We start from the raw sequence: 14,292 nt of genomic DNA, 5'->3' as shown, positions 1-14,292 counted from the left end.
TTAATTCCTAATCGAATAAAGAGGATTTGATAATGAACGTAATTCTACTAGACAAAATTGCAAACTTAGGCAGCTTAGGCGACCAAGTTTCTGTTAAAGCTGGTTATGCACGTAACTTCCTTTTACCATTTGGTAAAGCGGTTGTTGCGAATGCTGCAAACGTTGAAGTATTTGAAGCTCGTCGTGCTGACTTAGAAGCTAAAATAGCTGCTGATCTAGCTACAGCGACAGCTCGTGCTGAAAAATTAACTGCATTAGAAGGCGTTGTTATCGCTTCTAAAGCAGGTGATGAAGGTAAACTATTCGGTTCAGTTGGCAACCGTGACATCGCTGATGCAGTAACTGCAGCTGGCGTTGAACTTGCTAAATCTGAAGTCCGTTTACCTTTAGGTGCTTTACGCACTACTGGTAACTTCGAAGTTGAAGTGCAAGTACACACTGAAGTTAAAGCTATCGTTAAGATTTCTGTTGTTGCAGAAGCTTAATTATTGCTAACGCTTTAAAAGAACACCGCCAATAGGCGGTGTTTTTTTATGGGTGTTTTTCAACGCTATATCCATAACCATCATTTGATGTCAGATTAAATTCATCGCAACTTCAAAAAATATCTTTTCTCGACCAACAATTCAGTTAATTTAACTCGATTGCTACTTTGTTAACCGCCATCATAAGATGATTTACAGTATGATCCAATGTTGGAATATCATTGCCATCGCAGACGGATTAATTTAACGTAAAGCCCAGCTATTGTGTAAAAATCGTGGTTTTAAAAACCAGTGCATTAGACATTAATGTATTAAGTACCCCGGCTTTATCCCGAAGTGAATTGAATCGCTTGTTTTGTTTTAATAAAGGACTCTCATGCCTAGTTTGATAAGAATCGTGCTCATTAACACTCACTTACCCGGTGTGGTGGAATTGGCATTAAATGGCCACACTAATATTTGTGGTACAAACGCATCAGGTAAAACCACCTTACAACGTCTGGTACCGGTGTTTTACGGTGAATATCCAAGTCGAGTTGTTCCCTCAACGCGTGACAGTTTTGAGCGCTGGTATTTACCGCACGATTCAAGCTACATCATTTATGAATACCAAAAAGATGATGGGCTGCTTTATCAAGCTGTATTAGCATCCGCAGGTGACGGTAAAGGGGTTAACTATCGCTTTATTGCCCGTGGTTTTGAGCTTGAGGATTATGTTAAAAATCGTAATGGCGATACCATTATTTGCCATTCTATGGCAGAACTTGGACGTGAAGTAAAACGCCAAGATGTTGCTCACACCAATTTATTAAATACCCGTGAATTTAGGGCTATTATCCAAAACGATCGCAGTTTGCTCAATACCGGAGCTAATCGTAATGAGCTGCGCACATATGCGCGTCAATTCTCCCTGTGCGACAGTGAACACTCTTTACGCCATATTGAAAAACTTGCCAAAGCGGTGCATTCCAAAGAAGGCAAAATGGAAACGGTCAAATCGATGATCGCCGCCATTTTAGAAGAAGATGGCGTTAATCCGCCAACCTCTCGATTAAACCCACAAAGGGTTGAATCTTGGATCCGCGAGAGTCAGTTGGTCCAAGGCTTTGAGCAAATCCGTCCTGAATTTGAAAAGCTCGAACAGGAGTTTAACCAGTTATTGAGCGCTGAAATGCGTCTTGCTAGCTTATCTCGTGGTTACCGAAATGATGAAACCTTAGAAGCGGATCGCCAAGATGCTAACCAAACCTTGGCAAAAGAGCTAAACCTTAAGCTTAAAATGCTTGATGAAGAGTGGAAAGATATCCGTGATGAATTACAAAACGAAATATCTGCCGCAAAAGGTGACACCCAGAAGTGTGAGCATGAATTAGATGCGATTGAAGAACAGCATGGTGGTTTTTTAGATGCTGATATCGAACAAGCAAAAGCAGATTTAGACAGTTTACCCAGCTGGCGCCAAGATGTTGAAAACTTAAATGAACGCCACAAATTACAAACAGAAAAACATCAAGACATTGAAGCAGCCTTTAATGGCAGACGTTCAAAAATTGCCGAACAATTGCACAGTGAATTAGAGACGTTACACAAAGAGCAAGATACTCAGCGTGAAACCCGTGACAAACAACGTGAGTTAGCCAATGACGATTTAACCCAACTTGAAGGTTTTTGGCGCGATCAAACTGACGCGGGTAAAACTAAATTTAGTGAACAAGAATATCAACTGAAGTTAACCGCCGCAGAACTTAAACATCAAGTGGATAGTGTGTCATACACTGAAGATGAAAAAGTGCGTTTGGCCATCTTTGATGAACGCATTAGCCTAGCAGATGAAGAGCAGGAAAGTTGTAATCAAAAGGTTGAACGGTTAACCACAGAAGAGCGCAAGCAGCGCGCTAAGCGTGATCAAGCTAATGAGTCACTGCGTATTGCCAGTATTCGTGTGAATGAGCGTGAGCAAGCCAAAGAAGACATTCATCATATGTTGTTCCCGCAATCGCATACTTTATTAGAATTCTTACGTAAAGAAGCGGTTGGTTGGGAACATTCTTTTGGCAAAGTGATTGCGCCAGAGTTACTGCATCGCACCGATTTACACCCCAGTGTAACCAACCAAGACAGCGATGCGTTGTTTGGGGTCAATATTGACTTAAAAGCCATTGATGTGCCTGATTATGCACAATCTGAGCAAGATTTACGGATTCGTTTAGCTAAGGCCGAAGAAGCCCTTAAAAGTGCACAAGAGTTGCAGGCTGAACATGAAGATCAGCTCGTTGCTATGAATGATGTGTTAGATAAACTTAACCGTGAACTGACCTTTGCCCGCACGGCTTATAAAAATAGCCGTGAAGATTTACGTCGATTATTTGATGAAAAACGCAGCGAGCAACAACGTATTGATCAAGCGCTCACCGAGCGTAAAGCAGAATCAGGTAAGCGATTAATTCAGTTAGATAATGAATTGAAACAACTGAAAAACCAACATGTTGATTGGTTGTCTGAGCAAAAATCCCAAGCCCTTGAAGCGCGTATGGAAAAAAATGCTTATTGGCAAGAAGTGGTCGGTGCTATCGATAATCAACTGGGGCAAATTAAGGCCAATATTGAACAGCGCCGAACCAATGCCAAAACCGAACAAAAAGCCTGTGAAACCTGGTACAAAAACGAGCTTAAATCCCGCGGGGTAGATGAAAGTGCCATTTTGGCGCTTAAGCGTGAAATACGTGAATTAGAAGCCAAAATTAGCCATGCAGAACAACGCCGTAGCGATGTACTGCGATATGACGACTGGTATCAACATACCTGGCTATCTAGAAAACCCAAACTGCAAACCCAGCTTGCCGATGTTAAACGAGCGGCTTTAGCGCTTGAGCAGCAGCTAACCAACAAAACCAATGATATTAAGAGTCGCCGTACAGACTTAGAAACCCAGCGTAAAGCATCTGATGCCGCCCAGGTTGAAGCGTCTGAAAACCTGACTAAACTGCGTGCAGTTATGCGTAAGTTGGCTGAACTGAAACTGCCGGCTAATAAAGAAGAGGCCAGCGGCGGCATTGGTGAACGTTTACGCCAGGGTGAAGACTTACTGCTTAAGCGTGATTATTTACAAGGTTCAGTGAAGCAATATATAGAACACTTTGATAGCGTAATTGCCAGTAAATCAGGTTCTAGTTTGGCTGAGTTTTGGGAACGTGCCCGTGAAGAATCGAGTTATGTGAATGACAAAGGTATTCGCTTATTAGATTATCGTAAGTTGGTGCCGCAGCTTGAGCAGCTATTAAACGTAATGGTGCCACAATCGTTAATGGCCATTCGTGAACAGGGGCGTATTTTTGGGGTCGATTTAAGCGCATATTATGATGTGTTAGCTGACATTGACCGTCGTATAGCCTCGCAAAGTGCCCGTATTACCCGTGAAGTGGGTGAAGAGTTATTCCTTGATGGGGTATCAGAGTCAGCGGTACGTATTCGTTCACGGATTAGTGAGTTAGAGTTTTGGCCAGAGCTTGAGGTGTTTGTAAAAGCCTTTAAAGCCTGGAAAGCCGACAACTTCAGCAGCCTTCCCGACGAGCATTACACTAACAGTATGCGCCGTGCATTAGACATAATTGGTCGAGCGGCATTAACCGGCGGTATTGCCAAATTATTGGAGATTGAACTGCGCTTGAAAGAGGGTAACAGCGATCTAATTATTCGCACCGATCGCCAGTTAAATGAATCTTCCAGTCATGGTATGGCTTACCTTATTTTATGTAAATTTTTACTGGCCTTTACCCGATTATTGCGTGGCAAAGCCGATGTCACTATTCACTGGCCGATAGATGAGTTGGGCACCTTGCATCATACTAACGTGAAGAAGATATTTGATGCCTGTGAAAACAACAATATTAGCGTATTAGGTGCATTCCCTAACCCTGAATCAGAAGTGTTAAATCTGTTTGCTAACCGTTATATCATCAACAAACAGACTAAAAAATTACAAGTGGTTAAGCCTAAAGCGAATCCATTAGCAGCACGTTTAAACCAGCACAACGCTAAAACAGAGGAGTTAGCATAATGACTAGCGAAGTTTATGATAACCATGACACTGTATTGGTAGGCGCAGGTGCCATAATAGAGCAATTATTACGCGGCGAGTTTATTTGCCGCGTTACCAATGAAGATGGTTGGCGAGCACTGAAAAATAACAGTACCCGTGAACGTGTAGAAAGCTATTTGAATCAAATTAATCGCACCATTGCCAGCGCAGGTGAAGGGGAAGTATTTTTTTGTGGCTATTTGCAACTGGGCGAAAGTGAACGCAAAGTGGTCTCTAGCCAGTTTAAAGAAATCTGCGGCGCGCTAATTCCCCTAGTGGAATGGTTAGTGTTAGTTCAAGAAGCCAGTGGCCAAGATGCCCCATTAAGCGAAGGCGCACCCATTCGATTAACTGAGCTGCAAGCGCGTATTGAAGATACCCCCGCTTTTAGTGAGCAACTGACCAAACTAAGCCATTATCGTTTATTTGGTTCAAGCAGTACTAATGTTGACGGTCAAATCAAGCTGGTATTTAAGCGTTTAGTTGAACTGGGTTATTTAACTAAACCGAACGTAGAAAAACAAATTTATATTGCTACCGGTAAATTAGATTACTTGTATGAAGTGATCCGTTTTATTGATGAAACCGAAGGGTTAAGCTTAGAAGCACAGGCTGAAACCGCGACCCAGCGGGAGTTAATATGAGCAATAACTTGCATCAAGCAGGGGTAAAGCTGCTTAAGCAGCTCGCTCGGCATGCCGATGTGATTATGGATGCCTACCTAGCAGGTTCAGTTAATGAATCAAGTCATGACCCTGCTGTGATTGAAAAACTGAAAAAAAGTGGCTTGTTATGGCGACCAGAGCCCGATCAAGAGTTACGTTTGAAGCGTTCAGTGCGGGCATTGTTAGAAGAAGGCTTAAGTGATGAGCGCAATCGCCAAATCGACTCCAATGTAGGCTCTGCATTAGCGACCATAAAAATCTTAGCCGATCACTACAAAGAAGCCCGTCATAATGTGGATCACGGCGCGGCAGAAGCATACCTTGCCGATTTAAGTGAGCATGTTTACAGTTTTACCGACAGCTTACGTTATTCAATTCGGGTGCTATGGGGACGCATTAACAATGAGTTTGGTTATGTTGGCACCATTAACGCCAAAATCCGAGAAAACGAATTAGCCCAAAGCCAGGTCAGCGAGCTATTGAATGGCTTAGAAATGTTCCAGTTCAGCGAACTGGGCGAAATAGCTGGCGATATTCGTGAGCTGCGCCGTTTATTGATCACCAGTTTACAAGATACCTTAAGTTACTGTACCCAAGAACTCAGCGTAGTGCAGGGGAGGTTATTTGAGTTACTGGGACGTTTTAGACAAATTAGAGGCCGTACCCGTTTATTAAAAGGTTGGCTGCTACACACCAGTTTACACCCTGATTACCAACCTGATAATCATGCTGGACATAATAACGTTCCCGCTTTGTTCAACTATGCTGAAGCTATATTAAAACCTGCACATGTGGACGTTAGTAATCCGCACCATGAGCTTGATCTGATGAACATGGTGGCACAGGTCAAAGCCATCAGCCGTGATGAGCGCATTGTGACTCAGCGGGATTCGAATTTCACTTTCGAAATAACCGATGTAGAAGATTTCGATATTCCTGATAACCCACTTAAAGTGGCCGTTGATGAATATTTCTGCGCCATTATTGACTCAGGCTTGCGTCAATCTGCACTGGAATATCTAGAGCAACAACAACTTAACTGGGACAGCGAGAGTTGGTTGTATCAAGTGATTGGTGGCTACGAAGCCTTACCTATGGAACATAAACAGTACTTTGAGTTAGAACCTATAGGCAAACCTGATCCGATTTATACTGGTAACTTCATTGTAACCGACGTTGAATTGTGGCTGGCGTAGCGTGTGGCTAAGTTAACTAAAACACAGTTTAATGCAATCCAAACCGTGGTGATCAATCGATCTCCACGGACTAAGCTCACCAACAATTGGCAAAAAATATTTGATCAATTTGCTATTGGTGAGCCTGATGGTGCGGGTAAACATTTATATTTTAGTGGTAAAGATTACGATTTACTGCGTGAAATGGCACAACTCGATACTGGCTTTGATGTGCAGAATGTGAGCTTTAATCAGCCACGAAATACCTTAGCTGCCCAAGGTAAAAAAGAGAAGTATGCCAATATTCGCCCCGATGCCAATTACGTTTTAGTTAAACTTCCACCTCAATGTTATCCACCTTTTGCTGCACAATATAGCCTGAGAATGACGGTTGAGCAGGTGGTAGCCGTTTGTCTTCAATTTAACTTGCTGCATCTTATTGTGGTTGAAAACTTAGACAGCTTTGATGAGTTCAAGCACTTTCAATTTGAGCAGTCGTTAGGCAGTGTCATACAGCAAGCTGTGATTATTTATCGAGGCAGTGGCGCGCATTCACCTGCAGGCTGTAAACGCCTACTGCACGTTATTGCACAAAATGAAGTATTACAGCCAATCATGCAGATCAGCGCCTTTACCGACTTAGATCCCGCAGGGTTGCAAATTGCGCAGTTGCTTCAAGGTTGCAGGTATCTGATTGCACCCACATTGGTCAATGAATCAGCACCTTTGTTACCTCAGCAAGCTCAATTATTTCAACAATCTCCATTGTCGTCATTAAATGATCCTGATGATTTTGATAAACAATGGCGGCAGCAAAAGTACCTTAATAAGGTGGCATTACACAACTGGCGCAAATTAGTAGATTGGCTGCAACAACATCGTATCAGTATTAAACAGCAGCATATGTTAGCGCATCAGTTTGAGTTAACATTAATCCCTATTCAAGAATAGGTTGACCTCTTGTTTTCACTAATCAATATGCTTTTGTAATTGATTATGCTGTTTGCGATAGGTTAATTGTTTTGCTATTTCATCCTATAATCACAATTATTTTTTTGCATTTAAAATCATGAGTTTATTCTTGATTTACTGATTATTTTCGTGCTAATTAACATTTTTATTCGTTAACTAATTGAAATCTGTATTTTGATAGCTCAGTATCTTGGCACTAAAACAACAAGCCTGAATTAATCTAGGCAATAATAAGGATATACAAGTCAATGATGAAGTCATTATCAGCCCGTATTTTTACGGGTCTTTTTCTAGGGGTAATTTTAGGCAGTATTGTGCAATTTGCACTGGCTGATGTTGCATTTTTCTCCGGTACGTTAGTCAATATTACCGGCGGAATTGGCACCATGTTCGTTAATATGATCATGATGCTTGTGGTGCCATTGGTATTTGTCAGTATTATTTGTGGCGTGTGTGAACTGCAAGATTTAAAAAGCTTTGGCCGCTTGGGCGGTAAAACCTTTGGCTTTTATATCATAAATACCGTGGTAGCCATTCTGGCAGCATTTATCGTTGCTATGCTCATTGAGCCCGGTAAAGGCGTTGATATGAGCAGTAGTGATTCTGCAGCGATTACCGCAACAGAATTACCAAACCTCGTCACTTTAATTGTCAGTATTGTGCCCAATAATCCTTTTTCTGCTTTTACCTCTGGCAATATGCTGCAGGTGATCTTTATGGCATTGCTATTAGGTGGTGTAATGAAGTCAATGGGCAGTGCCGTTGAGGGTGCGGTTAAAGGTTTTCAAACCGCTAACAAGATTATGATGCGTTTAATTTCTGTCGTGATGAGCATTGCGCCTATCGGGGTGTTTGCCTTGATGTTCAAACTAGGGGCGACTTTAGAGCCAGAAGTCTTTGTCAGCGTGGTGGAATATTTAGTACTCATTTTAAGCTTATTACTGCTATGGATTTTTGTGGTTTATCCCTATGCAGTCAGCTTTTTTACGCCTATTTCAGCGAAAACATTCCGCGCTAAAACCCAAGAGCAAATCCTGTTCTCATTATCGACCGCATCATCAAATGCCACCATTCCAGTCACTATGCGTACGCTTACTGACAAGCTTGGTGTCAGCAAAGCGGTTGCAGGGTTTGGCGTGCCGTTAGGGGCAACGATGAACATGGGCGGGGTGTCTATTTATATTACTATCGCTATTTTCTTTGTGGCCAATGCCTATGGCATGCCAATCAGTAATGAGCAAATTCCGGCATTACTGTTTAGTGTGTTCTTATTGTCTGTCGGTGCAGGTGGTGTGCCCGGCGGTGGTATGGTGATGATTGGCGTACTAATTCATCAAATGGGTTTGCCAGTAGAAGCTTTTGCCATTGTGGCTGCATTAGACCGTATTATTGATATGGTGCTGACATCATGTAATGTAGTGGGCGATACCGCAGTATTAACTATTGTAGATCAAACCGAAGCGCAACACCGTGTTGAAGAAAAAGTGTAATAGCTAGCTTTATGTATCATAAAAAAACGGCCTTATTTAAGGCCGTTTTTTGTTTTGTAGAGCGTATCGATATCCAAGGTGATGTTAACTGCCTTAGCGTTTATCTTCGACTTTTGCCATTAAGGATAATGTTGCTGCTTCCAGTTCAGTTAACCCTAACCCCGAGATTAGTTCAAATGATCGGGCAATATCGCGATACGCCTGGGGATAATTGTGTTCAACAATTTCAAGTTCAACAAGCAAATTAAGTGATTGTGATTGGCCAATAGGGTACCCCATCATTCGATGGTACTTAATCGCTTGTTTAAATTGCAGTCTTGCCTCTTCATTACGTCCAAGTCGCTGGTTAATGACACCAGCAAGTTGTGCAATATAGCCTAAGTATACCCATTCATTCACCTTGGCTGCGTGAGTTTTGGCAACTGACAGTAACGCTAATGCGGGCTCAATTTCAGTCATTTCTAGAGCTGTCTGGGCTAGTAATAACCTTAATTTTGCTAGTTCACGTTCATTGTTAATCGCTGTAGCGTGTTCAATTGCTGAAGTTAACGTTGCTTTAGCTAAGGTATATTGGGTGTTTTGATATTGCAGTCCTGCTAATAATCGTCTGGCGAGTAGGTTTTCATGTTCTGCAGCAATAGTCTGGGTTAATTGCTGTTGTGCAAAAGTCCAGTCGCCAGATTGCATAAAGCCAAGACCTTTAATGAGTTGTAAATTATCAAAGTTTGAATGATATGTTGAAGGTGGTGCAGTATTGTTAGGGTTTATCTGTTGGTTAATATCAGCCGCGGTTAAAGTCATTAATGAATCTACTGTTGCAGCCTCAATTAGCTGTTGTTGCTGATGATTTTCTTTATGCAAATTATAGGTTAACTGATAGCCGTTATTGGCTTTGGTGATGTTAGCTTCAATAATATAAGTGGCACCTGAAATGGCCATTAATCTTTTTATATCAACATGATGCTCAGAGTTATCTAGAGTGCTATTAATCGTATTACCAGCATCAGCGAGCTGCATCATACTGATCACATCTTCAGTTTGCAGTATAGGGAACTTAGCCCCTAGTGTTAATTGGTGGTTGAGATTATCCATTGCAGCATACATATTCCACCAAGGCTCAGTGGCTTCTACTGTCAATGTTATCGGTAAAACTAAAACAGAGCCTGATGAGGGGGCGTCGTTTGAGTTTGAATTGATATAGCTATAAGCCCCTATGCTGAAAAGCACAAATACAATAACTATCCCAAGATATGTATTTTTATGAGATTGGACACTGCGCGACATCGTTGTCGTCCTTAGGTAACTGTCAAGCGGGCTAACTTAGAGGTTAACCAAACCATTGTAAAGTAAAGGCGCTAGGTTCAAACAAAAGTTTGATGACACGATTATTTTACAAACAAAAAAACCGCCCAAAGGCGGTTTATTATTAATGGCTATAACTTAATCAATTTCAGGTTCTTCGCTATAATCAATGCCATGATAACTCAAGCAAGTGTCTACTTCGTTGGCGCTGCCTAGAATCACGGCCACACGTTGATGAATTTCAGATGGCACTATGTCTAAAATCGTTTCATAGCCGGTAGAGGCTTTGCCGCCAGCTTGTTCAACCAAAAATGCCATTGGGTTGGCTTCATACATTAACCGTAGCTTGAATGGTTTTGCTGGATTTTTGTTGTCTGTTGGGTAAGTAAAAATACCGCCACGACAAAGTACACGATGAACATCACCTACCATAGCCGCAATCCAACGCATGTTGAATGACTGCTCACGAGGACCGATTTTACCTAATAGTAAATCGGCAATATAGGTTTGCATTGGCGCTTCCCAAAAACGTTGGTTTGACATATTAATCGCAAACTCAGCGGTATCAGGGGTAATTTGTACATTGTCATTAGTCAGTAAAAACTCACCGCTGCCGGGGTTTAGGGTATAAAACTGTGTTCCGTGGCCTGTGGTTAATGCCATCATGGTAGATGGACCATAAAGCACATAACCGGCAGCCACTTGGTTGCGGCCAGCTTGTAAAAAACTTTGCTCGTTTAGCTCACCTGTTGGTGCAGGTAATATTGAGAAAATTGTGCCCACAAGTGAGTTAATATCAATGTTTGATGAGCCGTCTAAAGGGTCAAAGCACACTAGGTACTCGCCTTGTTTACTCACTTCAACCACATAATCTTCTTCTTCTGAAGCTAATCCGCGTACATTGCCTTCCGCTTTTAACGCATCTTTAAGCATATCATTGGTGATAACATCTAATTTCTTTTGTGTTTCACCTTGAATGTTTTCTTGCTCTGTTGCGCCTAATATCCCGGCTAACGCACCATGACGCACAGCGCCACTAATGGCTTTTGATGTATCAGCTAACGATAATATAAGTTCAGTAAGAGAGGGTTTGACTGCTTGTGTTGTTAGGGTTTGTGCCAAAGTTTGCATGCTTATTCCTATGACAAGTTTAAGGTTAAGGTCGTTTATTCTTGAAGATCATTATAATTAATTATTTTTTGAATCTTATTGGCGGCGATCATACCCTAGAATGGCGTAAATTTCAGCGCTTGATGAGGCATTTTCGTTTTAAGGTGAATTCAGGCAGAATGCGTGTGTAAAATTTTTTAGGAAAAATAATAATGACCCTTACATGGAAGCAACAAGCCTTGGCTGCTTTTTCTGCAGTGCCTTTTCTATTTGCCAGTACATCACCTATGGCGACTCAAATGACATCAGTTAATCATGCTCAACACACAACAAGCATTAATACTATATTTAATACCACTTTACCGCTCACTGGTTTAAAGGGTGGCGATAACGCATTAACTATTGAGCGCATCCACGCTTCGCCAGCATTGGCGGGCTCAAGTCCTAGAGGATTAAGTTTATCGCCAGACGGTAAACGTGTGACATACCTAGCTGGTCGAGATGATAACCAGAGCTTTTATGATCTATGGCAAATGGAGATCAGCAGTGGTGTACGCAGTCGTTTGATTGATGCGGACAAATTAGCCGCGGATGAATTATCCGATGAAGAAAAAGCCCGTCGTGAGCGTCAACGTATTTATGGTCAAGGGATCATGGAGTACTTTTGGGCTGATGATAGTCAGTCAATTTTAATTCCTGCATCTGGTCAATTGTATCTTTTTGATGTTAAAAGCAACGCTGTCACTGTACTTGATACCGGGGAAGGTTTTGTCACCGATGCCCGTCTGTCGCCTAAAGCCAATTATGTGTCTTTTGTGCGCGATCAAAACCTATTTGTGCTTCATTTAACCAGTAAAAAAATTACCGCGTTGACCAAAGACGGTAAAGGGTCGATTAAAAATGCCATGGCAGAGTTTGTCGCCCAAGAAGAAATGGACAGAATGACAGGTTACTGGTGGTCACCAGATGAATCACACATTGCCTTTACCCGCATTGATGAGTCAGGTGTAGAGCTTGTGACCCGCAATGAGATTTATGCCGACGGTATTAAGCTTACTGAGCAGCGTTACCCTTATGCAGGTAAGCCAAATGTAACTATTGAACTGGGCGTGGTATCCGTCACTGACATCAAAATCCAATGGATTGATTTAGGTAAAGAAACAGACATTTATTTACCGCGAGTAAAATGGTTACCAGACAGCCAACATTTATCATTTCAATGGCAAAGCCGTAATCAACAAGCGTTAGATTTACGCATTGTGGATATTAGCAAGCCAACTGACATTAAAACCATTGTTAAAGAGCGCAGTAATGCCTGGGTTAATTTAAATAATGATCTGCACTTTCTAAAACAGCAATCAGCTTTAGTTTGGGCGTCAGAACGTGATGGTTTTAACCACCTTTATTTATTTGATTTAAACGGTCAACTGATACGCCAATTAACGCAAGGAGAGTGGGTGGTTGATAGCCTTGACTATGTTGATGAAAAACAAGGTTGGTTGTATTTTTCTGGTCGCAAGGACAGTGTGGTTGAGCGTCACTTATATCGAGTTAATTTAGCTAAAGGCAACCAAAGTATCGAGCGCATTAGTGAACGCTCTGGTATGCATCAGAGTGTATTTGCTGAAAATAAGCCAGTATATCTAGATTACTTCAGCAGTTTACAGCAGCCACCGCAAATCAGTTTACATGACGAGTCCGGCAAGCAATTATCTTGGGTTGAGCAAAATGAAGTCAATGCTTCGCATCCGCTTTATGCACTGGCAGGCCAGTGGGCAATGCCGGAGTTTGGCCACTTAAGCGCCGATGATGGGCAAATATTACAATATCGCTTATTCAAACCTGTGCCGTTTGATGACAGTAAAAAATACCCAGTAGTGGTGCGAGTTTACGGTGGGCCACATGCCCAATTAGTGGTTAATGCATGGAGCGAGGCTGATTACTTTACCCAGTATTTATTGCAACAAGGTTATGCGGTGTTCCAATTAGATAACCGTGGTTCAGCCTATCGCGGTACAAAGTTCGAATATGTGATTTATCAAAACATGGGTGATGCTGAGGTACGCGATCAAAAAGCCGGTGTCGATTATCTGCGTAGTTTGCCTTTCATCGATGGCGATAATGTGGCGATTTATGGTCACAGTTATGGTGGTTACATGGCGTTGATGAGCCAATTTAAAGCGCCTGATTACTTTAAAGCTGCCATTGCTGGTGCGCCTGTGAGTGATTGGCGTTTATATGACAGCCATTACACCGAACGTTACATGGGTAACCCTGAGGTTAACAAACAAGGTTATGATGCCGGCAGTGTGTTACCTTACGTGAAAAACTACCAGTCAGGGCTGTTGATGTACCACGGTATGGCGGATGACAACGTGTTATTTGAAAACAGCACTCGGGTTTATAAAGCCTTGCAGGACGAAGGTAAGTTATTTCAAATGATCGATTATCCAGGGTCTAAGCATTCAATGCGTGGTGAGAAAGTACGGAATCATTTGTATAAATCGTTAGCTGCCTTTTTGGATAGCCAATTGAAGTAAGGGCTTTTTGATTTAATGTTGTAGGAAAGCGAATGTGGTTTAGGCCTATTCGCTTTTTTGCGTTTTAAGACCTTGGCAGCACTGGTATTGGGTAGCTTGTTTCAGTGTTGGGCTTCAATTTAACTCATTGCCTGGCACAGGAATGTTCATCCTGAACGGAATGTCGCGATCACATGGATGTGAAAGAGCGATCTTATGTACATATGCGTCCAAGACACGCCGTGAACCCATCCATGGGGGCTCTGCGAAAACATCCCTGTTTTCGAAGGTCTCAGACGCATATGTACCCTATGATTTATTTCTTCGATTTGGCTTTATTGGTAATAACTCGGGTAGATTTTTGGCTGTTACTCATAGTAATACTTGCAATCAAATCGAAGCAGCAAAAATTCAGGTGCAGATGAGCCAGCGAGTATCCAAAACAGGGATGTTTTGGTTAAGCCCACAGGGATGTGCTAGCGGCGTCTCGCTGGAT

General features: G+C 42.1%; 9 protein-coding genes. 7 read left to right on the top strand and 2 right to left on the bottom strand.

Annotated features, from left to right (window positions below):
• The first annotated feature begins 32 nt into the window (after positions 1 to 32).
• From rplI to ACRWQL_RS07790, 6 genes are all read left to right on the top strand, one after another.
• Positions 33 to 485, top strand: a complete 453-nt coding sequence (gene rplI / locus ACRWQL_RS07815; protein ID WP_226411369.1) for a 50S ribosomal protein L9 — start codon at positions 33 to 35, stop codon at positions 483 to 485.
• Positions 486 to 861: 376 nt separating this feature from the next.
• Positions 862 to 4,542 (top strand): ATP-binding protein, encoded by a 3,681-nt coding sequence (locus ACRWQL_RS07810; RefSeq protein WP_434952987.1) that lies wholly within the window; start codon positions 862 to 864, stop codon positions 4,540 to 4,542.
• Entirely contained in the window at positions 4,542 to 5,207 is a 666-nt protein-coding gene (locus ACRWQL_RS07805) for a hypothetical protein (protein ID WP_226411367.1), read from the top strand. Before ACRWQL_RS07810 ends, ACRWQL_RS07805 begins: the two co-directional genes overlap by 1 nt.
• On the top strand, positions 5,204 to 6,424 hold the full coding sequence (locus tag ACRWQL_RS07800; RefSeq protein WP_434952985.1) for a phosphoenolpyruvate carboxylase: 1,221 nt from the start codon (positions 5,204 to 5,206) through the stop codon (positions 6,422 to 6,424). Before ACRWQL_RS07805 ends, ACRWQL_RS07800 begins: the two co-directional genes overlap by 4 nt.
• A 3-nt stretch (positions 6,425 to 6,427) precedes the next feature.
• Entirely contained in the window at positions 6,428 to 7,354 is a 927-nt protein-coding gene (locus ACRWQL_RS07795; RefSeq protein ID WP_434952983.1) for a DUF7281 domain-containing protein, read from the top strand.
• Positions 7,355 to 7,623: 269 nt separating this feature from the next.
• Positions 7,624 to 8,865: a dicarboxylate/amino acid:cation symporter gene (locus ACRWQL_RS07790; RefSeq protein WP_434952981.1), complete on the top strand. Its 1,242-nt coding sequence runs from the start codon at positions 7,624 to 7,626 to the stop codon at positions 8,863 to 8,865.
• A 93-nt stretch (positions 8,866 to 8,958) separates the two neighbouring features.
• Here ACRWQL_RS07790 and ACRWQL_RS07785 read toward each other — a convergent pair whose 3' ends face one another.
• Entirely contained in the window at positions 8,959 to 10,149 is a 1,191-nt protein-coding gene (locus tag ACRWQL_RS07785; RefSeq protein ID WP_434952979.1) for a hypothetical protein, read from the bottom strand.
• Positions 10,150 to 10,305: 156 nt separating this feature from the next.
• Complete coding sequence (locus ACRWQL_RS07780; RefSeq protein WP_434952978.1) at positions 10,306 to 11,298, bottom strand: class 1 fructose-bisphosphatase; 993 nt, start codon at positions 11,296 to 11,298, stop codon at positions 10,306 to 10,308.
• A gap of 191 nt (positions 11,299 to 11,489) precedes the next feature.
• Between ACRWQL_RS07780 and ACRWQL_RS07775 the strand changes: the two genes are divergently transcribed.
• Positions 11,490 to 13,817, top strand: coding sequence for a S9 family peptidase (locus tag ACRWQL_RS07775; protein WP_434952977.1), 2,328 nt, complete (start codon positions 11,490 to 11,492; stop codon positions 13,815 to 13,817).
• The last annotated feature ends 475 nt before the right edge of the window (positions 13,818 to 14,292 follow it).

The organism is Shewanella sp. HL-SH4 (assembly GCF_051164845.1).
Taxonomy (GTDB): Bacteria; Pseudomonadota; Gammaproteobacteria; order Enterobacterales; family Shewanellaceae; genus Shewanella; species Shewanella glacialimarina.
This window is presented reverse-complemented; position numbering and strand designations above follow the sequence as displayed.